Here is a 23,110-nt window from a genome sequence, read left to right on the forward strand (position 1 = left end):
CCGACTCACCCCCCCCCCCCCGAAGGATCTTCCATGGACCTCTATTTCGCCGCCGCCTCGCCCTTTGTCCGCAAGGTCATGGTGGTCCTGCACGAAACCGGCCAACTGGCCGACGTCAACGTGATCGACTCGGTCCAGACGCCGCTGGCCCCCAATCCCGCCAACAAGAACCCGCTGGGCAAGATCCCGAGCCTCACGCGCCCCGAGGGCCCCGCGCTCTACGACAGCCGCGTGATCTGCCGCTACCTGGCGGACCGCGCCGGGGCCGATCTGATCCCCCCCGCCCGGCAATGGGAGGTGCAGACCTTGGAAGCCACCGGGGACGGCATCATGGATGCGGGCGTGCTGATGGTCTACGAGCACCGTTTCCGCCCCGCGGAGCTGCAATACGGCGCCTATGTCGACGGCCAATGGGCCAAGATCGCGCGCGCACTCGACGCCTTGGAAGAGCGCTGGATCAGCCACCTGTCCGGCCCGCTCGACCTGGGACAGATCTCGGTCGGCTGCGCCCTGGGATACTTGGACTTCCGGCACCACGACCGCGGCTGGCGCGACGGGCGCGACGCCCTGGCGCGCTGGTTCGAGCGATTCGGTGCGCGTCCGTCGATGCAGGAAACGCGGCCCGTTTGACGAAAAAGGCGCCGATTTGGGTGCATCTGCGCGGGTTTGTCCGCTGGACCGGACCCGATCAAGGCGCTAGACACTTTCGCAAAGCCGCCGGGCGCACTCCGTCCGGCTTTGCGCGAATCGCCCGACCCCCTTACGCTTCGGGCATCTGACAGAACGGAGACGCAGACCTTGTCCCACGCAGACGATCAGGACGGCACACGCCGCGATTTTCTTTACTACGCCACCGCCGGCGCCGGGGCCGTGGTCACCGGGGCCGCAGTCTGGCCGCTGGTGAACCAGATGAACCCGACCGCGGACGTGCAGGCGCTGTCCTCGATCCGCGTCGATGTGGGCGGGGTCGAGCCGGGCACGCAGCTGACCGTGCAATGGCTGGGCAAGCCCGTCTTCATCCGCCGCCGCACCCAGGAAGAGATCGACGACGCCAACTCCGTCGACCTCTCCGACCTGCCCGATCCGCTCGCGCGCAATGCTAATATCGAAGACGGCGCCCCGGCGACCGATGCCAACCGCGCCCTGTCCGTCCCCGGCGAAGAGGGCAACGAGGAATGGCTGGTCCAGATGGGCGTCTGCACCCACCTCGGCTGCGTGCCGCTGGGCAATGCCGGTGATTTCAACGGCTGGTTCTGCCCCTGCCACGGCAGCCACTATGATACTGCGGGCCGCATTCGCCGCGGTCCGGCACCGGAAAACCTTCCGGTCCCCGTCGCCGAATTCGCCGACGCCTCCACCATCGTTCTGGGATAAGGAGACTACCTCATGGCCGGAATTCCCCACGACCATTACAAGCCCAATTCCAACGGCGAGCGGTGGCTGCACAAGCGCCTGCCCATCGTCGGGCTGCTCTACGACACGATCATGATCCCCACGCCCAAGAACCTGAACTGGATGTGGATCTGGGGCATCGTGCTGACCTTTACCCTGGTGCTGCAGATCGTCACCGGCATCGTGCTGGTGATGCACTACATCCCGTCGGTCGATCAGGCCTTCGCGTCGGTCGAGCACATCATGCGCGACGTCAACGGCGGCTTCATGCTGCGCTACATGCACGCCAACGGCGCGTCGCTGTTCTTCGTGGCGGTCTATGCCCACATCTTCCGCTCGCTCTACTACGGCTCCTACAAGGAACCGCGCGAAGTGACGTGGATCATCGGCATCCTGATGTACCTGCTGATGATGGGCACCGCCTTCATGGGCTACGTTCTGCCCTGGGGCCAGATGTCCTTCTGGGGCGCCACCGTGATCACCGGCCTTTTCGGCGCGATCCCCTTCGTGGGCGAGAGCTTGCAGACCTGGCTGCTGGGCGGACCGGCCGTGGGTGAATACACCCTGACGCGCTTCTTCTCGCTGCACTACCTGATGCCGATGATCCTGGTCGGACTGACGGCCGTGCACATCTGGGCCTTCCACACCACGGGCAACAACAACCCCACGGGTGTCGAAGTGCGCCGGACCAGCAAGGAAGACGCCCAGAAGGACACGCTGCCCTTCTGGCCCTACTTCGTCATCAAGGACCTGTTCGCGCTGGCGATCATCCTGGCGGTGTTCTTCGCCATCGTCGGCTTCATGCCCAACTACCTGGGCCACCCCGACAACTACATCGAAGCCAACCCGCTGGCGACGCCCGCACATATCGTGCCCGAATGGTACTTCCTGCCGTTCTACGCGATCCTGCGCGCCTTCACGTCGGAAGTCTGGGTGGTGCAGATCGCCAGCTTCCTGACCGGCGGCATCGTCGACGCCAAATTCTTCGGCGTGCTCGCGATGTTCGGCGCGATCCTGGTCATGGCGCTGGCGCCGTGGCTGGACACGTCGTCCGTGCGCTCGGGCCGCTACCGCCCCATGTTCAAGTGGTGGTTCGCGCTTCTGGTCGTCGATTTCTTCGTGCTGATGTGGGTGGGCGCCATGCCCGCGGAAGAGCCTTACGCCACGATCTCGCTGATCGCGTCGGCTTACTGGTTCGGCTACTTCCTGGTCATCCTGCCGCTGCTCGGCGTGGTCGAGAAGCCGCTGCCGCAGCCCGCGACGATCGAAGAAGACTACGCATCGCACTACGCGCCGCAGACCGGTGGCACCAAGACCATCGTCAACCCGGCCGAGTGAGAAAGGACCGACATGCTTAAGAAAATCGCTCTCGGCGCGGCGCTCTCGCTGGGTCTGGCCTCCGGGCCGGCCCTGGCCGCCGAATCCGAGGCTCATACAAACGATTACGACTTCTCGTTCGAGGGTCCGTTCGGCAGCTACGACCAGATGCAGCTGCAACGCGGCCTGCAGGTCTATACCGAGGTCTGCTCGGCCTGCCACGGACTGCGCTACGTGCCGTTCCGGACGCTGGGCTACGAAGGCGGGCCCAACCTGCCCGAGCCCCAGGTGCGCGCCTACGCCGAGTTCTACGAGGTGTATGACGAGTCGCTCCTGGACGGCGAAGGCGACTTCCGCCCCGCCAAGCCCACCGACCACTTCCCCGAATCGTCGCTGTCGAACGCACCGGACCTGTCGCTGATGGCCAAGGCCCGCGCGGGCTTCCACGGTCCCTACGGGCTGGGCATCAACCAGTTCGTCAAGGGCATGGGCGGCCCGGAATATATCGTGTCGCTGCTGAACGGCTATACCGGTGAAGACAAGGAAGAAGCGGGCGCGGTGCTTTACGAAAACACCGCCTATCCCGGTGGCTGGATCGCCATGGCACCGCCGCTTTACGGCGACGACGTGACCTACGCGGACGACACCGAGGCCTCGCTCGAGCAGGTGTCGAAGGACGTGGCCGCGTTCCTGATGTGGACGGCCGAGCCGAAGCTCATCGCGCGCAAGCAGGCGGGCTTTACCGGCGTGCTGATGCTGAGCGTTCTGGCGGTGCTTCTGTACCTCACCAACAAGCGGATCTGGGCGCCCCACAAGCGCAAGGTCAAGGACAGCGTTCCGGGCGAGTGATTGCCACCGCTGCACCCGGTTGATGGAAGCCGCCCTTCGGGGCGGCTTTTTTTAGGTATTTTTGGAAAGATGAAGCAAGGGGCCGCGCCCTAGCCCGCGAGATAGGCGCCAAGGGCGGGCGGCGGATCGGCGAGCAGCGCGTCGGTGTCCTGCGGCTGGTGGGCCCGCCCGTCGGCGACCACGATGGTCTGGCCCTTCAGACGCCGCGCATCGTCGGGGTCGTGGGTGATCATCAACAGGGTCAGATCCCGCGCTTGGGCCAGCCGCAGCACCAGGTCGATCATCTCGGATTTCAGCGCCGGTCCCAGGGCCGAAAACGCCTCGTCCAGCAGCAGGATCGGCTTGTCCTGCAATCCCGCCCGCGCCAGCGCCACGCGGCTTTGCTGCCCGCCGGACAGATCCCCTGGCTTGCGGTCGCCCATCCCGGCCAGCCCCACATCGCGGAGCGCGTCCGCGACGCGCGCCCGGTCGTCGGCGCTGAGCCGTCCGTTCGGCCGCAGGCCCAGGCCCACGTTCCGGGTCACGGTCAGGTGCGGGAACAGGTTGTTGTCCTGGAAGATCGTCGCCACCGGCCGCTCGGACGGGGTCAGGTCGGTGATGTCCGTGCCGCCCCAGGTGATCCGCCCGCTATCGGGCGTCAGGAACCCGCCCACCAGCGCCAGCAGCGTCGACTTGCCCGCGCCCGACGGCCCCAGGATCGCGATCCGCGCGCCCGTCTCGATCGCCAGATCGGCGCTCAGCGTGAAATCGCCGCGCGTGACGCGCACATCCTCAAACGTCAGCATCCACGCGTCCCCCGCGATCGAACAGCCAGAACGCGACCAGGCTGAGCGCCAGCAGCACCAGCGCGGCCCCCGCCGCATCGTCCATCCGGTAGGCGCCCATCAGGCGGTAAAGCTGCAGCGGCAAGGTCGCGGCGTCGGCATCGGCGAACAAAGCCACGACGCCCAGGTCGCCCATGGACAAAGCCGCCGCAAGGCCCAGCGCGAAGGCGAAGGGGCGGCGGATGCGCGGCAGGATCAGCAGGCGCAGGCGCGCCCAGCCGCGCAGTCCCAGCGACGTGGCCAGCGGGCCGAACTGCGCCTCGACCGCCTCCACCGCGGGCACGACGACGCGCAGCGCGAAGGGCAGCGCCATCACCGCGTTGACCAGCGCGGTCACCGGCAGCGTCAGCCGGTCGGGGGCGATGAACGGGAAGGTCACGATGAACAGGCCGGTGCCGATCACCAGGGGCGAGGCGGCGATGCCCAGCATCCCCGCGACCTCGAGCGTGCGGCCCCGGATGCCGCCCAGCCGCTGGATCGCCACCGCCAGCGGCAGCGCCAGCAGCGCCGTAAGAAACGCCGAGCCCAGCGCCACCAGGACCGAGCGCAGCGCCGCGCGCCAGACCTCGGGCGGCAGCGAAACGACATGCGGCGCGCCCCGCAGCGCCAGCGCGCCCAGCGGCACCAGCAGGAACGCCATGGCGACGCCCAGCGCGGCCACGTCGAAGGCCGGGTGCGGCTGGTCCCAGCGCCTGAGCGCCCGGTCCAGCCCCGCGCCCATGGCGTCGGGCGCGCTGACCCGCAAAGCCACCAGCGCCGCGGCGGCCGTCACGGCCAGTTGCAGCAGCGCCAGAAGCGCCGCGCGGGACAGGTCGAAATCGAATCGGAACGCCTGGTAGATCGCCAGTTCCACCGTCGTCGCGCGCGGCCCGCCCCCCAGCGTCAGCGCGACCGCGAAGGACGTGATGCAGATCAGGAAGATCACCAGCGCCGCACCGGGCAGCACGCGCGCCAGCATCGGCAGTTCGATCTGGCGAAAGATCGCGCGCGGGCGCATGCCCAGGCTGGCGGCCAGCCGGAACCGCTCGGACGGGACGTCCAGCCAGCCCTGCAGGATCATCCGCGTGGCCAGCGGCAGGTTGAAGAACACATGCGCCAGCACCACGCCCCAGGCGCCGTAGATGCTGACCATGGGCAGTCCCGCAGCGTCCAGCGCGGCGTTCACCCACCCGCTACGACCGAACACCATGATCAGCCCTAGAACCGCGACGATCACCGGTAGGATGAAAGGCGCGCCCAGCAGCGTGACCAGCAGCGTCCGCCCGCGAAACCGCCGCCGCGCCAGCGCGCGCGCAACCGGCACCGCCAGCGCGACGCTGAAGATCGCCGACAGCGTGGCCTGCCACAGGGTGAAACGCAGCGCCGCCCAGTCGGACGGGCGCAGGCCCGTGCCCCTCTCGGCCCGCCACGCCACTGCCGCGACGCTACCCAGCACCAGCGCCAGGACAAGCGCCCCCGCGCCAAGACCCAGCAGCGTCAGCGGACGGATCAGCGGCTGAGCGCGGTCAGCCATTCGTCCAGCGCCGCATCCCGGATCTCGGGCACCTCGTCCGAGGGGTAGAGCAGCGCGACCTGCGGCTCGATCAGCGTGTCGAAGCCGTCGGGCAGACCGCCCTCGGGGGTCACGGCCGGATACATCCAGTTCGTCGTCGGCAGGATCGACTGCGCCGTGTCACCGGCCATGAAGGCCACGAAATCGCGCGCCAGGTCCGGCTCGTCCGACGCCTCCAGCACGCCCGCGACCTCGATCTGCAGGTAGTGGCCTTCGACGAAGGACGCCGCTTGCTTGCTGTCGTCGTCCTCGGCGATCAGGTGATAGGCGGGCGAGGTGGTGTAGCTCAGCACCATGTCGGCCTCGCCTTCCAGGAACAGCCCGTAGGCCTCGGACCAGCCCTTCGTGACGGTCACCACGTTGTCGGCCAGGTCCGCCCAGATCCTGGGCGCGTCGTCGCCATAGGCGTTCTTGACCCACAGCAGCAGGCCCAGGCCCGGCGTGGACGAGCGCGGATCCTGGATCACGATGGTCGCGTCGCTGTCGGCGAGGTCGCGGAAGCTGTTGGGCGCGTCGAACCCCGCGTCGTGGACGAAGGCGAAATAGCCCCAGTCATAGGGCGCGAAGACCGGGTCGTCCCACGCGATCGGCAGATCCCAGGCCACGTCGGCAAGCCCCGCATCGGCGAAAAGCCCCGTGTCCTTGGCCGCTGCGATCAGGTTCTGGTCCAGCCCCAGCACCACGTCCGCGTCCGAGCGCGGGCCTTCCAGCCGCAGCCGCGACAGAAGCTCGGCCCCGTCGCCCAGCGCGGTGAATTGCAGGTCGCAGGCGCAGTTGGCCTCGAACGCCTCTTCGATGGCGGGACCGGGGCCCCAGTCGCTGACGAAGCTGTCATAGGTATAGACGGACAGGACGGGCCTTTCCTGCGCGATTGCAGGCGATGCAAGCAGTCCAAGCCCGAGGATGATAAGGGATCTCATGGCGTCTCCTCCTTGGCCGGACGGGGGTGGGGCAGCAGGAGCGCGACCTTCCCTCCGCCGGTGTTAACCGGTTCAGGTTCAACGGGTCCGCAGGATCGCGTCTCAGCCCAGAAGGGCACCCCGAGGTTGCGCAAAACCTAAGGCGGCGGCCCCGGTTCCGCAACCACCCGCAGCGCGCGGGCACTTCGCAGGGGGTGCACCGCAGGGGCGCAGATGCCGCAATCACGGAAAGAATGAGCCCTGCCCTTTCATTGTCACATTTTCGCAAAGCAGTTTTGCCATCAGGGCGCCATTGTAGTGCGTAACCGTTTCAATGACGTATGGGGCGGCGCTTTCGGGCGGCGCTCCTTTTTCGCGCCGCTGCTTGAGGCCGCGCGTCCCGCCCGCTAAACGGCGGGGCAAAGGAGCGTCCGCGCATGAGCCTGAACACCTACGGACACCTGTTCCGCGTCACCACCTGGGGCGAAAGCCACGGACCCGCTTTGGGCGCGACCGTGGATGGCTGCCCGCCGGGCGTGCCCATCGACGAGGCGGCGCTTCAGGTCTGGATGGACAAGCGCAAGCCCGGAACGTCGAAATACACCACCCAGCGGCGCGAGGCCGACGCGGTGCGCATCCTGTCGGGCACCTACGAGGGGCAGACGACGGGCACGCCCATCCAGCTGATGATCGAGAATACCGACCAGCGGTCGAAGGATTACGGCGACATCGCCGAGAAATTCCGCCCCGGCCATGCCGATATCACCTACTGGCAGAAATACGGCATCCGCGATCCGCGCGGCGGCGGGCGCTCGTCGGCGCGCGAAACGGCGGCGCGGGTGGCGGCGGGCGGCGTGGCGCGCGCGGCGCTGGGGATGCTGGCCCCGGAGGTCAATATCCGCGGATATATGGTGCAGATGGGGGCGCATCACATCGACCGGGACCGCTTCGATTGGGACCAGATCGAGCGTAATCCCTTCTGGGTGCCCGACGCGCGAGCCGCCGAGGATTGGGCGGGCTATCTCGACGGGCTGCGCAAGGACGGCCAGAGCGTCGGCGCGATGATCGAGGTCTGCGTGCGCGGCGCGCCCGCGGGTCTGGGTGCACCGGTTTACGGCAAGCTCGACACGGATCTGGCCGCCGCGATGATGAGCATCAACGCCGTGAAGGGCGTCGAGATCGGCGAAGGCATGGCCGCCGCGTCGCTGACCGGCACCGACAACGCGGACGAGATCTTCATGGGCGAGGACGGGCATTACTTCGGCTCGAACCACGCGGGCGGGATCCTGGGCGGCATCTCCACCGGGCAGGACATCGTGGTGCGCTTCGCGGTGAAGCCCACGTCGTCGATCCTGCAGACGCGCCGGACCATCACCAAGTCGGGCGAAGCCGCCGAGATCATCACCAAGGGCCGCCACGATCCCTGCGTGGGCATCCGCGCGGTGCCCGTAGCCGAAGCGATGGCAGCGGCGGTGATCCTGGACCACCTGCTGCTGCATCGCGGCCAGGTCGGCGACGGGCCGCGCGGTCGCATCGGCTGAGCGCCAGCCGCCGCACGGCTTGACCGCGCTGCTGGTCGCCGAGCATACTTTCGGCATTTCAAGGATGCCGCTACCGGTCGTTTCGGGCGCGGTTCATTTTCGATGCGAAAGGAATTGCCGATGCCGCGCGCGACCGTTTTCTCAGCCTGCCTTTTGATCCTGGCGCACTCCGCCGCCGCCGCGGATCTGGACGTGCCCATCACCGAAATGGCGGGCGACGGCCGTGCGGCCACCTGTGCCGGTTCGATTGTTGCCGGGCTGGATCCCGCCGGTGACGGGTTCCTGGCTGTCCGGTCCGGGCCGGGCACGAATTACCGAAAGATCGACGAGCTTCGCAACGGCGACGTCGTCAACGTGTTCGAGGGCGTTGGCCCGTGGGTCGGCGTCACCTATGGGCGGGTCAGCGACGGGTGGCCCGACCCCTGTGCCAATACGGGACCCGCGCGGCGGGTCCGTGACAGCCAGAAGGGCTGGATCCACTCGAACTGGCTTGAGGATCTGGCCGGGTGACGCGCCCCTAGCCGGAGCGATCGCGCAGCGTGTTGAGCAGCGACAGCGACGCGTAGCCGTCGGGCGACAGGCCACGGGCGCGCTGGAAGCCGCGGATGGCGGTGATGGAGTTCGGGCCGATCTTGCCGTCGGCACCGCGCGTGTTGAAGCCAGCCGCGGTCAGCAGTTCCTGCAGCTCGACCCGCTCGTCGAAGCTGAGCGCGCGCTCGTCGCGGGGCCATTCGGCCTGGAACGGATCGCCGCCCCCGATCCGGTCGGCCAGGTGGCCCACGCCGATGACATAGGCGTCGGCGGCGTTGTAGCGTTCGATCACCGCGAAATTCGGGAAGGTCATGAAGGCCACGCCCGCCGCGCCTGCTGGCAGCAGGATCGACGCCTCGCCGTAATCGTCCACGGGCTCGCCCGACACGGCCGTGACGCCAAGCCCGGCCCAGTCCGATGGCAGTTTCTTCACGCTGCGCGCGGCCAGGGCGTAGTCGAAATCGTCGGGCAGCTGCACTTCCACGCCCCAGGGCTGGCCGGTCACCCACCCGAAGCCCGACAGGTAGGCCGCCGTCGAGGCCAGCGCATCCGCCGGGTTGTCGCCCCAGATGTCGCGCTTGCCGTCGCCGGTGAAATCGACCGCGTAGGCGATGAAGGACGTGGGGATGAACTGGGTGTGCCCCATCGCCCCCGCCCAGGACCCCAGCATGTCGGGTGCCGTCACGTCGCCCGCCTGCAGGATCTGCAGCGCCGCGACCAGCTGGGCCTCGAAGAAGCGGCCGCGCCGTCCGTCATGGGCCAGCGTCGCCAGCGACGACATCACCGGCAGGTCGCCGCGGCGCGTGCCATAGGCGGATTCCATCCCCCAGACGGCGGCGACGATTTCCTTTTCCACGCCGTAGCGCGTCTCGATCGCTTCGAGCAGGCGGGCCTGCTTGGCCAGGGCGGCCTGGCCGGCCTCGACCCGCGCGTCCGAGACCGCCCGATCCAGGTAAGTCCAGATCGGCATGGTGAACTCGGCCTGGTTGCGATCCCTGTCGATCACGTCCGACAGGTAGGACACGTCGGTCATCGCCGCGTCGAACGTGGCCGAGCTCACGCCTTGGGTCAGCGCGCGCCCGCGGAACGCCGCCAGCCAGTCGCGGAACGCCGCATCGCGGGCCGCTTCGGCCTTGGCCTGGGCGTCGTTCAGGTCGGCGGGCCGGGTCTGGGGGCGCTGGATGTCTTCGGGCTCGGCCCTGGCCTCGGCATCCGGGGCCGCGGCGGCGGTGGGCGGCGTCGCGTCGATGCGCGGCGCCGGGCGCACGGTGTCTTCCTGGCCAAAAGCCGCGCCGCCCAGGGTCATGGACATCAGCGCCATCGTCATGCGTCGCATCGCGACCTCTCGTGGTGAACCTACGTGCGCAGACTATCAGAGCCGCGGCCCGGGCAGAAGCACCCCCGTTGCCGGGATGTTGACAATCGCGCGCGCTTTTTCGTGAGCGAAAGGAATGGGCGAAAAGAATGCAACCGCCGGGACGCGCCGTTTGTTACACTGATTACGCCAACCCCGTCGAAGGAACCTGCCATGCTGCGCCGCCTGATTGCCACGCTTTGCCTGCTGCCCCTGACCGTTCATGCCGAGCAGGTCGGCGAAGTCGGCGTCGACTGGATCGGCAACGACATCATCATCGAAGCCATCGCCGATCCCGACATTCCCGGCGTCACCTGCCACATCGCCTACTTCGAGCGTGGCCTGATCGACCGCCTGAGCCAGGGCAACTGGTTCGAGGATCCGTCCAACGCGTCGATCGCGTGCCGCCAGACCGGTCCGATCGACCTCGCCGACCTGGACGACATCGACAGGGGCGAAAGCGGCGAGCAGGTGTTCAGCGAACGCCGGTCGATCATCCTGAAATCGCTCAGGATCAAGCGCATCTACGACGAGGGCAACCGAACGCTGATCTACCTGGCGCACGCCGCCGAGTTGACCGAAGGCTCGGCCAAGATGTCCATGTCCACCGTGCCGCTTTACGTGCCGGGCCAGTAAGCGCGGCTTAGGGCGGCCCCCCGGGATATCCGGGGGACCAAGGTTCGGAAGGCGCTCAGGCCAGGTACACCCGGAACCACGCGATGGTCTGCTCCCACGCGGCCTCGGCGGCCTCGGGGTCGTAGCGGGGCGTGGTGTCGTTGTGGAACCCGTGGTTCACGTCGGGCCAGATCAGCGCTTGGTAACGCTTGTCGTTCTCTTCCAGCGCCTTTTGGTACTCCGGCCAGCCCGCGTTGATGCGCGCATCCAGCGCTGCGTATTGCAGCAGCAGCGGCGCTTCGATCTTCGGCACATCGGCGGCCGCGGGCTGCCGCCCGTAGAAGGGCACGCCCGCCGACAATTCGGGATAGGCGACGGCCAGCGCGTTCACCACGCCGCCGCCGTAGCAGAACCCGGTCGCGCCGATCTTTCCGTTGACGTCATCGTGCGCCATCAGGAATTCGAACCCGGCGAAGAAGTCGTTCATCAGCTTTTCGCCGTCGACCTGGCGCTGCAATTCGCGGCCCTCGTCATCGTTGCCGGGATAGCCCCCCACCGATGTCAGCCCGTCCGGCGCCAGCGCGATGAACCCGGCCTTGGCGACGCGCCGGGCCACGTCGCGGATATAGGGGTTCAGACCGCGGTTTTCGTGGACGACCAGCACGGCGGGCGCGGGCTCGGTCAGGCCCGCGGGCTTGACCAGATACGCGTTCACGTCGCCGTTTCCGTTGGGCGACTGGTAGGTGATGTCTTCGCCCAGGATATCGCCGTCGTCGGGCGCGACCTGCTGGGCCAGCGCGTAATCGGGCGCAAGCTGCGTCAGGATCGCCGCCGCCGTCAGGCCCCCCACGGCCCATTTGCCCGCGCGGTCCAGGAACTCGCGCTTGGTGATCTTGCCGTGGGCGTAGAAGTCGTAGAGATCCAGCAGCTCCTGGTCGAAATCCTTGGCGGTCATGCGGGTCATGGAAAAGCTCCTTGGTTGGGTCGGCTGCAGCGTAAGGCCGTCCCGCGATACGTCATCCCACTTTTGCGTGTGACCTGCGGCGATCGTCCGCTAGGTTCTGTCCGAACCATCAGGGCGGAGGACACCATGGACGATATCGTCATTCTCAGCGGCGCGCGCACAGCCATCGGAACATTCGGGGGCTCGCTGGCGGGCACACCCCCCATCGATTTGGGCACCACGGTCGCGAAGGCGGCGCTGGAGCGGGCGGGCGTCGACCCGGCACAGATCGGCCACGTGGTCTTCGGCCACGTCATCAACACCGAACCGCGCGACATGTACCTGTCGCGCGCCGCCGCCATGGCCGCGGGCATTCCCGAAACGGCGCCCGCGATGAACGTGAACCGTTTGTGCGGATCCGGCGCGCAGGCCATCGTGTCGGCGATCCAGAACCTGGCGATGGACGATTGCGGCTTCGCGCTGGCGGGCGGGGCCGAGAGCATGAGCCGCTCGCCCTATGCCCTGCCCGCCGCGCGCTGGGGCCAGAAGATGATGGACGTGAAGGCGCTCGACATGATGCTGGGCGCGCTGAACTGCCCGTTCGGCACCGGCCACATGGGCGTGACGGCGGAAAACGTCGCGGGCGAGCATGACATCAGCCGCGAGGCGCAGGACGAATTCGCCCTGACCAGCCAGACCCGCGCGCGCAAGGCCCAGGACGAGGGCCGTTTCCAGCGCGAGATCGTGCCGGTCGAGGTCACCGTCAAGCGCGACACGGTCGCCTTCGACAAGGACGAGCACCTGAAGGACACGTCGATGGAGAAGCTGTCGGGCCTGCGCGCCGCCTTCGCCAAGGACGGCACGGTTACCGCCGGCAATGCCAGCGGCATCAACGACGGTGCCGCGGGGCTGGTGCTGGCGCGCGCCGACGCGGCCGAGAAAGCGGGGCTGACGCCGAAATTCCGCGTGCTCGGCTACGCCCATGCCGGCGTGCGGCCCGAGGTCATGGGCATCGGCCCGATCCCGGCCTGCGAAAGCCTGTTCGCGCGGACCGGCCTTGGCGCGGGCGATTTCGACGTGATCGAATCGAACGAGGCCTTCGCCGCCCAGGCCATCGCGGTGAACCGGGCGCTGGGGCTCGACACCGACAAGGTGAACCCCAATGGCGGCGCCATCGCGCTGGGCCACCCGGTGGGCGCCACCGGCGCGATCCTGACCGTCAAGGCGATGTACGAGCTCGAGCGTATCGGTGGGGCGAAGGCGCTGATCACCATGTGCATCGGCGGCGGACAGGGCATCGCGCTGGCCATCGAGCGGCTGTAGGCGCGCGCGCTCAGTCCACCCGGACGCGCGCGCTGGCGGCCTGTCCCGCGCCGTCGATGACCGACACGCGCGCGAAGCCGGGCGCCACGCCCGGCAGCACCGCCTGGCGGTCCCGCACGCCGACCGCCACGGGGGCACCGTCCAGAAGCCAGGTGAAGGGCGGGCGCCCGCCCTCGACCTTGGTCGGCAGGCTGGCGTCGCGCAGGGTCAGCCGCGCGCCTTCGGGCGGGAAGGCGATGGTGGGGCCGGACGCCACCGCATCGGGCGCGTCGCCCCGGAACCACCTGAGCGCCGACGGCACTTCGTCGCCCACCCGTGTCGTCGGTGGCGGCGGCGGCAGGGCAACGGGCGCGGGCCGGACGCGCGACAGGACCTGTTCGAGCAGCGGCCGCGCCACGTCCCCGCCGAACGCACCGGGCACCGGCGTTCCGTCGGCGCGGCCGATCCAGACCCCGGCGACGTAGCGCCCGTCCCAGCCGATCGCCCAGGCATCGCGGTGCCCGTAGGACGTGCCGGTCTTCACCGCCATCCCCGCGGCTTCTGACCACAGGATGTCGCCAAGGTGCCAAGCCGCCCGGTCCGACAGGACGCGCTTGCCGTCCAAGCCGATCCCGCCGCGCGCGAAGCTGGCGTAGAGCGTCACCAGGTCGTCCAGCGTCAGTCCCAGCCCGCCCAGCGCCACGGCCAGTCCCGGCTTGCCGCCGGGCACGACCGCCGACGCGCCCGCGCGCTCGAGCCCCGCCATCAGCCGCGCGGGACCCAGCGCATCGGTCACCTTCACCGCCGGGACGTTCAGCGACAGCCGCAGCGCCTCCGAGATCGTGACGGGACCGCGAAAGGCGCCGTCGAAATTCTGCGGCGCGTAGCGTCCCAGGCGCGTGGGCGCGTCCGCGATCAACGTGCCGGGATGGGCCAGCCCGGCATCGAAGGCCAGCCCGTAGATCAGCGGCTTCAGCGTCGAGCCGGGCGAGCGCAGGGCGCGGGTCATGTCCACGAAGCCAAGCCGTTCGGCGCGATAGCCGGGCGAGCCGACGCTGGCCAGCGTGTCGCCGGTCGCGTGATCGCGCACCACGATCGCGGTCGAAACCGCATCGCCCGCCTGCGACGCGGCTTTGCGGGCCAGGCTTTCCAGCCTTGCCTGAAGCCCCGCATCCAGGGTGGTGACGATCCGCTCCTGTCCCGGCGCCGCCGCCTGCGCGCGATCCGCGACATGCGGCGCCAGCGCGGGAAGCGGGCGCATGTCCCGCGGCCCGAGCTCGGGGCCGGGCGGCAGCCCCATGCGCGCCAGCACCCGGTCGCGTGCCACCGCCGCGCGGGCCGCGAACCGGTCGGGGCGACGCGTTTCGGGCGATTGGGGCAGCGCGACCAGCAGCGCGGCCTCGTGCGCCGAAAGCCGCGCGGGCGGCTTGCCGAACCAGCTGAGCGACGCGGCCCGCACCCCTTCCAGGTTTCCGCCGAAGGGCGCGAGGTTGATGTAAAGCTCCAGGATCTGCGACTTGGTCAGCCGCCGCTCCAAAGCCATTGCCAGCCGGGCCTGCCGCAGCTTGCCCGCCCACGCACCGGTCGGCCCGCTTTCCAGCAGGCGCGCGACCTGCATGCTCAGCGTCGACGCGCCCGAGACGATCCGCCCCGCCCGCAAGGCCTGCCCCGCGGCGCGCAAGACGGCCAGCGGATCGACGCCGCCGTGATCGTGGAAGCGGCGATCCTCCCACGCGACGAGCATGTCCAGATAGAGCGGATCGACCGAGGCCAGCGGTGTCCGCAAGCGCCAGCGCCCGTCCTGGACCGGATAGGCGCGCAACAGCGTGCCGTCGCGGTCCACGACCTCGACCGAAACCTCGACCGACAGCGGCGGCACCGGCGTCGCCGCCACCCAGGCGTCGAACGTGTCGCGAGCGAGCGCCACGACGAACAAAGCCGCCGCCAGCCAGAGGGCAAGCACCCTCATGGCAGGACCGATACCGCCCCGGTCGCGGTATGCGCGCGGAACCGGGGGCGGTACATATCCTCGACGCTGGCGGCCGGGTGGCGATAGTCGCCCGGGCTCACCGCGCGCACGATATAGGCCAGCCGGAACGCGTCATCCGAGCGCCAGTCCACCGCCGCCAGGAACCGGTCGTCGCGGAATTCGACGTTTTGCGGGTCTTCCACCACGTCGAGCCAATCGAGCGCGGCGATGTCGCCCGAGCGCAGCAGCGCCGGATTGTCGATCTCGAATCCCGCGGGCAGCGGGTCGTCGATCATCAGCCGCGCGCCGGTGTCGTCGAAGGGCTGGACCGTCAGAAGCGTGACCAGCCGCGTGCCTTGCGCGACTTCGCGCGTGTCGGCGGGCAGACCGTCCAGCGTGAAATACTGCCGCTCGATCGCGTAGCCTTCGCCGCCCGCGGGACGCGGCGTGTCCGGCACGCCGAACGTGGTCAGCGTCAGCAGCGCGGGCGTGTCGCCCGGGTTGCCGATGGCGATCGGCGCCGCCTCCGTGTCGGCGGCGCGAAGCTGCAGGAGCGGCCCGTCCAGCGCCGCGCCATCGACGGTCAGGGGGGAGTCGGGCGCATCGGCCAGCGCGTGGGCGGCCAGCAGCGACCATGCCGCTTCCTGGGTCGACAGGCGCGTGTCGGATTGCAGGGATGCCGCCAGGGCCGCGCGGTCCACCGCGTCGCTGCCCGCCTCGATGGCAAGCGTCAGCACGCCCGCGCGGTCGCGCAGCGCGGTGCCGTAATCGTCGCGCCAGCCGTCGCCGCCGCTACCCAGACCCGCCGCGGCAAGGCCGAACATCGCGTCGGCGCGGGCGGTGTCGCCGTAGCTTGCCAGGGCCGCGCCGATCTGGGCGCGGGCCAGTGGCGTCGCGAAGGCGCGGCCCTTCACATCGGCGTAGTAGCGCAGATCGCCCATCGCCGCCGCGCCCTCGCGCGCCAAAACGTAGAGCGCGTAGGCCAGCCCTTCGCCGCCGCTGTCGAAATCCGCGGCGTAGTTCACGCGGTTGCGCAGGTTGTCGAGGGCGCGGGTAAAGGCCGCATCGGGCACCGCGACCCCTTCGCTGCGCGCGCGCGACAGGAAATCCGTCACGTACGCATCCAGCCACAGACCGCCGCCATCGGCGCGCCACATCCCGAAGCTGCCCGCACTGTCCTGCCGGGCCAGCACCGCCGCCACGGCGTCCCGCAGGCGCTGCGCGACGTCATCGCCGTCGTCGATCCCGAGCGACCGCGCGAGCTGCCCCAGGTAGAGCAGCGGCAGCGCGCGCGACGTCACCTGTTCCGAGCAGCCGTAGGGATAGCGGTCCAGCCCGGCCAGCAACCCCGCCACGTCGATGCGGCCGAACGCGCCCGCCGACAGCGTGGCCGAGCCGTCGCCGAGGCCCGCGAACACGTCCGCGCCGAAAGTGAAGGTGCCGCCGGGCGCCAGCTCGAAACGGGACGTGCGGTGGATCTCGGGGTCGAGCCGCCGGATCGGCAGGGCGTGATCCTGCTCGAGCCGGGTGCCGTCCGGCGTCACCAGCGCCAGTGTCACGCGCGCAAGACCCGTGTCGCCCGCGACGATGGGCACCGACAGGCGCCGGGTCTGGCCCTGGTCCAGCGCCACCCGCGCGGGCGGCGGCGTCGCGATGGCAAGGCCGTCCGCGGACAGCTCCACCTCGACAGCGCCGGTGGGGCCATCGGCGTGGGTCAGCTCGACCAGCATCCGGGACCGGTCGCCGGGCGCCAGGAAGCGCGGCAGCGACACCTGTGCGACGATGGGGTCGCGGACCAGCACGTCGCTCGAAGCCTGTCCCACCCCGGCGCGCGACCAGACCACCGCCATCAGCCGCAGCGTGCCGTTGAACGCGGGCAGGTCCAGATCGACTTGGGCCACGCCATCGCGCACCGTCAGCGGACCCGCGAACCGCGCCACCACGGCGTCGGGCGGGGGCGCCTGCATCGTCAGCCCCCGCGCCGCATCGCCGCCCGAGCGGACCTGTCCCATGGCGCCGCTGCGCCCGTCGATCAGGCGGCCGTAGAGGTCGCGCAACCCGATCCCCAGCTTGCGCTGACCGAAATAATGCGCCGACGGGTCCGGCGCGTCGAAGCCGGTCAGGTTCAGCACGCCCAGATCTACCGCGGCGATGGTGGCGAAGGCGGTGTCGCCTTCGGCCACGCCGTCGACGCGCAAACCGACACCCAGGGGCGCGCGGGGCCGGGCGCGGTCGGGCACCTCGAAGCGGGCGCCGAGCGCGGCCGCGCCGGGCTCCACCCCCGCATGGGCGAGGCCGATGGCGCGCGCCGGGCCCTGGTCGGTGTCCGCGGGTCTCAGATGCGTCGCCAGGACGTAGGCGCCCTGCCCCCAATCCTGGATGACCGGCAGGTCGACCGTCACGGGATCGGTGCCCACCGCGACCACGCGGCTGTCGATCACGCGGTCGGCGACCACGTGCACCAGGACCTGGCCCGCATCGCGCGGCACGATGCGCAGCCGCGCCGTGTCGCCGGGCGCGTAGCGTGCGGCATCCAGGGATACCTGCAGCAGGTCGGGGGTGTCGGTCAGCCCTTCGGGCGCGTACCAGCCCGCGCTGAAGGCCACGGACGCGGCCAGGTACGGGCCCGCGCCCTGCCGCTCGACCAGCAGTTCGTAGGTGCCCCAGTCGACCGGCACGGCGATTTCGGCCGGGGTGGGGCCCAGGGTCTGTTCGCCTTCGGCGACCAGCGTCCGGGTCGTCACCGGCTCCCAGTCCCAGCGGCCGTCCAGCGCGTACCACTGGAAGCGGGTTTCGACCTTGCTGAGCCGCCAACGCGCCTGGATCTCTCCATCGGTCGCGATCAGTCCGAACGTGGCTTCGCTGTTTTCTGGCAGCGTGCCGTCGAAGCGCGACAGGATGCCGATCATCGGCGTGTCGGGCAGGAGGGTGCGCGTTTCCTGCCGCTCGACCGGGCGCCCCGAGCCTTCGCGGATCGCCGCCGTCACCGTCAGCCGCGCGGGCTGCGTCGCGGCGATTTCGGGCAGGGTCAACGTCGCCTGCGCCCGTCCGTCCGCGCCGGTCCGAAGGGCGGGAAGCTGGCGCAATTCCGCGCCGGGCTGCTGGTCGTGCAGTCCGAAGGTGGCGCCCGGATAGGCATCGACTTGATCCTGCGGATCGACGCGCAGCGTGACGGCCACCGGCAGATCGGCCGCGGGCGCCCCGAAGAGATAGCGCGCGTCGACCTCCAGCGTCGGGCGCGCATCGGGGGCAAGCGGGCCGTCGGGAAGGGTCAGGTCCATGTCCAGACGCTCGGGCAGGAAATCCTCGACCAGCAGGCGCTGGGTGGCCAGAGCGGGCGCGTCCGGTTCGGCGTGGATCGCCAGCCGCCAGGTGCCGCGCGGGGCCTCGGGCGCGGTCCCGAGCGCGAAGACATGGCCCCCGGCGGGCGCATCGGTGCTGAGGGCCCGCGCGTATTCAACCCCGTCGGGTCGGCTGAGGATCGCGGTCAGCGGAACGCCTTCGATCGCGCGGGCCTGCGCGTCGCGCAGCAGCGCGGTCGCGTGCAGCGGGTCGCCCGCGCGATAGATCCCGCGATCCGTGGTCAGGAACACGTCCATCGGCCCCGCCGGATCGCGCCCTTCGACGCCGCGGTCGTCCAGGTCGAAGGCGGGGCCCGTCAGCGGCAGGAACGCCATATCCGCCTCCCCGTCGCGCGCCACGACCAGCGCGGGGGCCGCGGCCCCCACGCCCCGGGTCAGGCCCGCCCCGAACGTGACGCGGCCTTCGGCGTCGGTCACGGCGCGGCCGAGTTCGGCATTGGCCTGCGACAGCAGCGTGAGCGCGATCCCGCTCTTGGCGTCCGCGCTGGACAGCGACCGCGCGAAGACGTGCAGCCCGTCGCTGCCCTGCAGGGAAAGCAGGCCGATATCGCTGACCACGAACCATTGCGTGGCGGCGGGCTCGTCGTAAGGATCGGCGCCGGGGATGCGGGCCTGCAGCGCGTAGATGCCGGGCGCCAGGTCCCCCACCGCATCGCCCAGCGGCAGCCGGGTCGTCACGTCGCGGTTCAGCGCGGACTCGACGACGCCGTCGCCCTGCCAGACCGGCTCGGTCAGGGCGTCGCGAAACAGATCCTGCCGCCAGTTCGGCACGGGCCGGGCGAACAGATCCTCCTGCATGGCGCGCAGAAGGTTGCGATCCGACATCCTGCGCAGCTCCAACGCGACGCTGTCGAGGTTCACGGTCACGATGGGCACGGCGACCGTGCCCCCCGCCGGAAGCACGTAGCCGCGGCCGGGAAACCGGACAAGCGGCGCGCGGTCCCGCACATAAAGCGCCAGGTCGACATCGTCCTGCAGCACTTCGCCCGACGCGGCGGGCAGACCGCTACGCAGGGTCAGCGTGTAGCGTGTGCCATGATCCAGTCCGCCCAAGCACAGGCGCCGGTCTTCGGCTTCGACCGCGATGCCGCCCGCGTCGGTCCGCACGTAAAGCGCGTAATCCTGTCCCGACGCGATCAGCGGCTCGGAAAATTCCACGCAGATGCGCGGCGCGGCCAGGTCGCTTTCGACTTCGGTATCGGTCACGCGGAAACCGAAGAGGCCCAGCGCCCGGTCGAGCGCCGCGCGGGTGGATCCGCTGGGTGCCAGATCGAATGCAAGCCGCAGCGCGTCGATGCTGTCGCGGCCGCGCCTGTTGCGCTCGAACGCGGTGGCCAGGACGATCAGCGCCTCGGCCTGGCCCGCCGGATCGGCGGCGCGCAGATAGCCATTGATCGCGGCGCTGAGCGCCCGCGCCCGCAAGTCCTGCCGCGCGGCAGGGTCGTCCTCGGGCAGATCAAGCGCCAGCCGCGCGTAATCCGTCCAGAGCGCGGCGCTGTCGGCGATGCCCAGCGCTTCGCCGGTGTCCCGCAGGGCCTGGCCCGGATTTCCCTGCGACAGCGACGCGCGCGCGGCCTGCGCAAGCTCGACCGCCGACAGGCCCCGCCGCGGGTGGCGGAAGGGAAGCTGCCGCGCCTCTTGCAGCGCCGCCGACAGATCGGCGGACCGAAGGGCGCCCAGCCGCTCGGCCCGCAGGGCGGCGTCGCGCCGAAGCGGCTGGGCCACGTCCCTAAGCCTGCCGGAAAGCGCGCCGATATAGCCCTGCTGATCCTCGATCGTCGATTTCAGGAAGCACGAATCGGAGCGCGTGTTGAAGGTGAAGGCTTGGCAGGCGCCGTCGGCCAGGCAGGCCGCCGCGCAGGCATCGCGGGTGGTGTCGAAGACCGATCCCACGTCGCCGCCGAAGAAATCCGTATTCTCCCAGACCGTTATCCGCCGCTCGGGCAGCACGTCATCGGCAAGCAGCGGCGCGGCGAGCAGCACGGTGGACGCAATCAGTCCCACGAGGCGGATCATGGCACGCTCCTATCGAAACAAGACCGGTGGGCCGATGCTGACACGCGCCGCGCGGATCGGGCAAGTTTCGCGATGGGGTTAACCGCATCTTCACCCTGATTGGTCAAATTCGATCTGTCTGAAGGATGGATGCCCATGAATGTCGATGCGACGCGCCAACTGGCCCTGGAACGCCGCGCGCGCCTGGCGGCGGAACGCAGGCTGGTCCAGCGGCAGGCCGACCTGTCGCGCAGCAATGCCGAGATGGAAAAACGCGCGCGCGGTCTGACCGAATCGATCCTGCAGAAACGCGACGAGCTGGATCGGCTGAAGGGCGAGCTGGACGAGCAGCGCGACCGCACACGCGCCGCGCAGGCTGCCTGCCAGATCGCGCGGGACGAAAGGGCGCGGTCCGAAACCCACCTGTGGCTGGCGCTCGAGGCGATGCGCGACGGCTTCGCGGTCTATGACGCCGAGCATCGCATGATCAGCGCCAACCGCGCCTTCCTGACGGTCTTCGACGGGCTGGAAGAGGTCGCGCCCGGCATCGCCTACGAGCGGCTTTGCGAGATCCTGCTGGAAGAAGGCATCGTCGATCCCGGCCCCGATCCCGGCGCCTGGCTGTCCGCCATGAAGGCGCGCTGGCAGGCCGACCAGATCCCCGGCGAAACCCTGTGCCTGTGGAACGGCCAGTTCATTGCGCTCAATGACCGGCGCCTGCCCGATGGGGGCGTCGTCAGCCTGGGACTGAACCAGACCGAGCAGGAGCGCCTGGCCTCGGCGATTGAGGTCATTCCCGACGGGTTCGTGATCTTCGATCGCGACGACAGGCTTGTCATGTGCAACCGGAAATACCGCGAGCTTTACCCCGGCCCCGCCGACAAGATCCGTCCCGGCGTCGTGTTCCACGACCTGGTCCGGGAAGGCGTGGCAAGCGGCAGCTACCTGGACGCCATCGGCCGCGAAGACGCCTGGATCGAAGAGCGTTTCCAGGCCTACCAGGCGCCCGACGGGACCCCGTCGGAACATGCGCTGGCGGGCGGCGCGTGGATGCGCAGCCAGGAGGTCGAGATCCCCGATGGCGGTCGCGCGGGCGTGCGGATCGACATCACCCAGGCCAAGCGCAACGAGATCGAGCTGCAGGACGCGCGCGAGGCCGCCGAGGCCGCGAGCCACGCGAAGTCGCGGTTCCTGACCAACATGAACCACGAATTGCGCACGCCGCTGAACGGGATCCTCGGGATCGCGTCGCTGATGCGCGAGCGGGCGGCCGACGATGAGACCAAGACCATGGTGCGGATGCTCGACAATTCGGCGCGCGGCCTGCTGTCGATCATCGAGCATGTGCTCGACACGGTGTCCATGGGCAGCGGGCTGGTTTCGGTCGCGCGCCAGCCGTTCAACCTGATCGACACGATCGCGCAGGTCGTCCTGCTGCTGGGCCCGCAGATGCACCTGCGCGATGTCGACCTGGTCATCGCGTATCCCGAGACGTGCCCCAGCGATTTCATCGGCGACGACATGCGCCTGCGCCAGGTGCTGGCCGCCCTTCTGGGCAACGCGGTGAAGTTCGCGGGCGGCCGGATCGTGTTGCGCGTCGATGGATGCCGACGCGACGACAGCGACACCTGGGATCTGCAGATCGAGGTCGAGGATTTCGGACCCGGTATCCCGGACGCCGCGGCCGGGCGCATCTTCGGTGCCTTCACCCAGGGCGACGACAGCTGCGCGCGCCACCACGACGGGACCGGGCTGGGCCTGTCGCTGGCCCGCTCGCTGCTGGACCTGATGCAGGGCGGGATCGCGCTGGACCCCGCCAAGACCGACGGCGCGCTGTTCCGCGTGTCCCTTGCCTTGCCGGTCGCGCAAGGGGCGGACCATGGGCCGGACGCGCGCGGCTTGCCCGTCTGCACCTTCGTTCACGATGACGACGCGGTCGGGCATCTTCTGAAAAGGCGGCTCGTGGCGCTGGGCGTGCCCATCGACGGGCGCACGCTGGCTGCGTTGCCCGCGCCGGACGTGCCGCCGCGCCCGCTGATCGTCCAGACCGGCCTTCTGTCGGCCGATACCGACGCGCGCCTGCGGCGGCTTCGCGCGATCCCGCATACCGGCAGGGTGCTGGTCGGCTCGCACACCTTGGCCTCGACGCTCGATCTGCGGGACTGGGACTATGTGGCGGGTCCGCCAATCCAGACCGAGGCGCTTCTGGCGATCCTGTCGCGCGATCCTGGGACGGCGGGGCCCGATGGCGACACCGATCCGCCGCCGCGCAAGCTGCGAGTCCTTGCCGCGGAAGACAACATGACCAACCAGCTGATCCTGCGCAAGATGCTGGCCCAGTTCGACGTGGATCTGACGCTGGTGGGCAGCGGGGCCGAAGCGGTCGCCGCCGTGGCCGCCGATCCGCCCGACCTGGTGCTGATGGATATCTCGATGCCGGGGATGGACGGCACGGAAGCGGCACGGCGGATCAGGGCCTGGCAGGCCGAGCGGGAGCATCGCCATATCCCCATCATCGCGCTGACGGCCCATGCCGATCCGGGCACGCGCCAGAAGATCCTGGACGCGGGTCTCGACGCCTGCCTGGTCAAACCGTTGGACCGGGACAAACTGGACGCGGAGATCGCGCGGGCGCGTGCGGGGCTGACCGGCGCCTGAGGCCCGC

At 69.8% G+C, this 23,110-nt stretch carries 16 protein-coding genes and 1 riboswitch; of the genes, 9 read left to right on the forward strand and 7 right to left on the reverse strand.

Annotated features, from left to right (window positions below; translation table 11 throughout):
- Window positions 1-33: 33 nt before the first annotated feature.
- The 4 genes from ILP92_RS11195 to ILP92_RS11210 all read left to right on the forward strand — a co-directional run bounded on the left by ILP92_RS11195 (window position 34) and on the right by ILP92_RS11210 (window position 3,558).
- Window positions 34-630 carry a glutathione S-transferase family protein gene (locus tag ILP92_RS11195; RefSeq protein ID WP_198916482.1) on the forward strand — a complete coding sequence of 199 codons (597 nt, stop codon included), beginning with the start codon at window positions 34-36 and terminating at the stop codon, window positions 628-630.
- Window positions 631-798: 168 nt separating this feature from the next.
- A complete protein-coding gene (gene petA / locus ILP92_RS11200) occupies window positions 799-1,374 on the forward strand; it encodes a ubiquinol-cytochrome c reductase iron-sulfur subunit (protein ID WP_198916483.1) in 576 nt (191 codons plus the stop codon).
- Between the two features lie 12 nt (window positions 1,375-1,386).
- The gene (locus tag ILP92_RS11205; protein ID WP_198916484.1) at window positions 1,387-2,730 is read left to right on the forward strand and encodes a cytochrome b; all 1,344 of its coding nucleotides are present in this window, start codon (window positions 1,387-1,389) and stop codon (window positions 2,728-2,730) included.
- A 12-nt stretch (window positions 2,731-2,742) separates the two neighbouring features.
- Complete coding sequence (locus ILP92_RS11210) at window positions 2,743-3,558, forward strand: cytochrome c1 (protein WP_198916485.1); 816 nt, start codon at window positions 2,743-2,745, stop codon at window positions 3,556-3,558.
- Window positions 3,559-3,647: 89 nt separating this feature from the next.
- Here ILP92_RS11210 and ILP92_RS11215 read toward each other — a convergent pair whose 3' ends face one another.
- From ILP92_RS11215 to thiB, 3 genes are read right to left on the reverse strand one after another with little or no spacing between them, the layout of a single operon-like run.
- Window positions 3,648-4,343: a thiamine ABC transporter ATP-binding protein gene (locus ILP92_RS11215; protein WP_198916486.1), complete on the reverse strand. Its 696-nt coding sequence runs from the start codon at window positions 4,341-4,343 to the stop codon at window positions 3,648-3,650.
- Entirely contained in the window at window positions 4,330-5,895 is a 1,566-nt protein-coding gene (locus tag ILP92_RS11220; protein ID WP_198916487.1) for an ABC transporter permease subunit, read from the reverse strand. The genes ILP92_RS11215 and ILP92_RS11220 overlap by 14 nt, the downstream gene beginning before the upstream one ends.
- Window positions 5,871-6,854 (reverse strand): thiamine ABC transporter substrate binding subunit, encoded by a 984-nt coding sequence (thiB, locus tag ILP92_RS11225; RefSeq protein WP_198916488.1) that lies wholly within the window; start codon window positions 6,852-6,854, stop codon window positions 5,871-5,873. Before thiB ends, ILP92_RS11220 begins: the two co-directional genes overlap by 25 nt.
- A 32-nt stretch (window positions 6,855-6,886) precedes the next feature.
- Window positions 6,887-6,987: riboswitch (TPP riboswitch) on the reverse strand.
- A 283-nt stretch (window positions 6,988-7,270) separates the two neighbouring features.
- Between thiB and aroC the strand changes: the two genes are divergently transcribed.
- A complete protein-coding gene (gene aroC / locus ILP92_RS11230; protein ID WP_198916489.1) occupies window positions 7,271-8,374 on the forward strand; it encodes a chorismate synthase in 1,104 nt (367 codons plus the stop codon).
- 120 nt (window positions 8,375-8,494) lie between these two features.
- On the forward strand, window positions 8,495-8,884 hold the full coding sequence (locus ILP92_RS11235; RefSeq protein WP_198916490.1) for an SH3 domain-containing protein: 390 nt from the start codon (window positions 8,495-8,497) through the stop codon (window positions 8,882-8,884).
- Between the two features lie 7 nt (window positions 8,885-8,891).
- Here the strand turns inward: ILP92_RS11235 and ILP92_RS11240 are convergent, their stop codons facing one another.
- On the reverse strand, window positions 8,892-10,241 hold the full coding sequence (locus ILP92_RS11240; RefSeq protein WP_198916491.1) for a lytic murein transglycosylase: 1,350 nt from the start codon (window positions 10,239-10,241) through the stop codon (window positions 8,892-8,894).
- Window positions 10,242-10,433: 192 nt separating this feature from the next.
- On the opposite strand from ILP92_RS11240, the gene ILP92_RS11245 reads away from it, so the two are divergent.
- Complete coding sequence (locus ILP92_RS11245) at window positions 10,434-10,895, forward strand: CreA family protein (RefSeq protein ID WP_198916492.1); 462 nt, start codon at window positions 10,434-10,436, stop codon at window positions 10,893-10,895.
- 55 nt (window positions 10,896-10,950) lie between these two features.
- Here the strand turns inward: ILP92_RS11245 and yghX are convergent, their stop codons facing one another.
- Complete coding sequence (yghX, locus tag ILP92_RS11250) at window positions 10,951-11,838, reverse strand: YghX family hydrolase (protein ID WP_198916493.1); 888 nt, start codon at window positions 11,836-11,838, stop codon at window positions 10,951-10,953.
- Between the two features lie 126 nt (window positions 11,839-11,964).
- Here yghX and ILP92_RS11255 point away from each other — a divergent pair, with 126 nt between their 5' ends.
- Entirely contained in the window at window positions 11,965-13,140 is a 1,176-nt protein-coding gene (locus tag ILP92_RS11255; RefSeq protein ID WP_198916494.1) for an acetyl-CoA C-acyltransferase family protein, read from the forward strand.
- Between the two features lie 10 nt (window positions 13,141-13,150).
- On the opposite strand, the gene pbpC is transcribed toward ILP92_RS11255, so the two are convergent.
- Together pbpC and ILP92_RS11265 are read right to left on the reverse strand one after the other, a co-directional pair.
- Window positions 13,151-15,088 (reverse strand): penicillin-binding protein 1C, encoded by a 1,938-nt coding sequence (gene pbpC, locus ILP92_RS11260; RefSeq protein ID WP_198916495.1) that lies wholly within the window; start codon window positions 15,086-15,088, stop codon window positions 13,151-13,153.
- Complete coding sequence (locus tag ILP92_RS11265) at window positions 15,085-20,466, reverse strand: alpha-2-macroglobulin family protein (protein WP_198916496.1); 5,382 nt, start codon at window positions 20,464-20,466, stop codon at window positions 15,085-15,087. The genes pbpC and ILP92_RS11265 overlap by 4 nt, the downstream gene beginning before the upstream one ends.
- Window positions 20,467-20,601: 135 nt before the next feature.
- Here ILP92_RS11265 and ILP92_RS11270 point away from each other — a divergent pair, with 135 nt between their 5' ends.
- Entirely contained in the window at window positions 20,602-23,103 is a 2,502-nt protein-coding gene (locus ILP92_RS11270; RefSeq protein WP_198916497.1) for a hybrid sensor histidine kinase/response regulator, read from the forward strand.
- Window positions 23,104-23,110 lie beyond the last annotated feature (7 nt).

Source organism: Palleronia pontilimi, from assembly GCF_016412875.1.
Taxonomy (GTDB): domain Bacteria; phylum Pseudomonadota; class Alphaproteobacteria; order Rhodobacterales; family Rhodobacteraceae; genus Palleronia; species Palleronia pontilimi.

Bases quoted from the DNA above. Each gene is read 5' to 3' on its own strand.
- pbpC (WP_198916495.1), bottom strand. From the start codon at position 15,088: ATGAGGGTGCTTGCCCTCTGGCTGGCGGCGGCTTTGTTCGTCGTGGCG.
- yghX (WP_198916493.1), bottom strand. From the start codon at position 11,838: ATGACCCGCATGACCGCCAAGGATTTCGACCAGGAGCTGCTGGATCTC.
- ILP92_RS11235 (WP_198916490.1), top strand. From the start codon at position 8,495: ATGCCGCGCGCGACCGTTTTCTCAGCCTGCCTTTTGATCCTGGCGCAC.
- ILP92_RS11255 (WP_198916494.1), top strand. From the start codon at position 11,965: ATGGACGATATCGTCATTCTCAGCGGCGCGCGCACAGCCATCGGAACA.
- ILP92_RS11270 (WP_198916497.1), top strand. From the start codon at position 20,602: ATGAATGTCGATGCGACGCGCCAACTGGCCCTGGAACGCCGCGCGCGC.
- ILP92_RS11195 (WP_198916482.1), top strand. From the start codon at position 34: ATGGACCTCTATTTCGCCGCCGCCTCGCCCTTTGTCCGCAAGGTCATG.
- ILP92_RS11215 (WP_198916486.1), bottom strand. From the start codon at position 4,343: ATGCTGACGTTTGAGGATGTGCGCGTCACGCGCGGCGATTTCACGCTG.
- aroC (WP_198916489.1), top strand. From the start codon at position 7,271: ATGAGCCTGAACACCTACGGACACCTGTTCCGCGTCACCACCTGGGGC.
- ILP92_RS11220 (WP_198916487.1), bottom strand. From the start codon at position 5,895: ATGGCTGACCGCGCTCAGCCGCTGATCCGTCCGCTGACGCTGCTGGGT.
- ILP92_RS11210 (WP_198916485.1), top strand. From the start codon at position 2,743: ATGCTTAAGAAAATCGCTCTCGGCGCGGCGCTCTCGCTGGGTCTGGCC.
- thiB (WP_198916488.1), bottom strand. From the start codon at position 6,854: ATGAGATCCCTTATCATCCTCGGGCTTGGACTGCTTGCATCGCCTGCA.
- ILP92_RS11245 (WP_198916492.1), top strand. From the start codon at position 10,434: ATGCTGCGCCGCCTGATTGCCACGCTTTGCCTGCTGCCCCTGACCGTT.
- ILP92_RS11265 (WP_198916496.1), bottom strand. From the start codon at position 20,466: ATGATCCGCCTCGTGGGACTGATTGCGTCCACCGTGCTGCTCGCCGCG.
- ILP92_RS11205 (WP_198916484.1), top strand. From the start codon at position 1,387: ATGGCCGGAATTCCCCACGACCATTACAAGCCCAATTCCAACGGCGAG.
- ILP92_RS11240 (WP_198916491.1), bottom strand. From the start codon at position 10,241: ATGCGACGCATGACGATGGCGCTGATGTCCATGACCCTGGGCGGCGCG.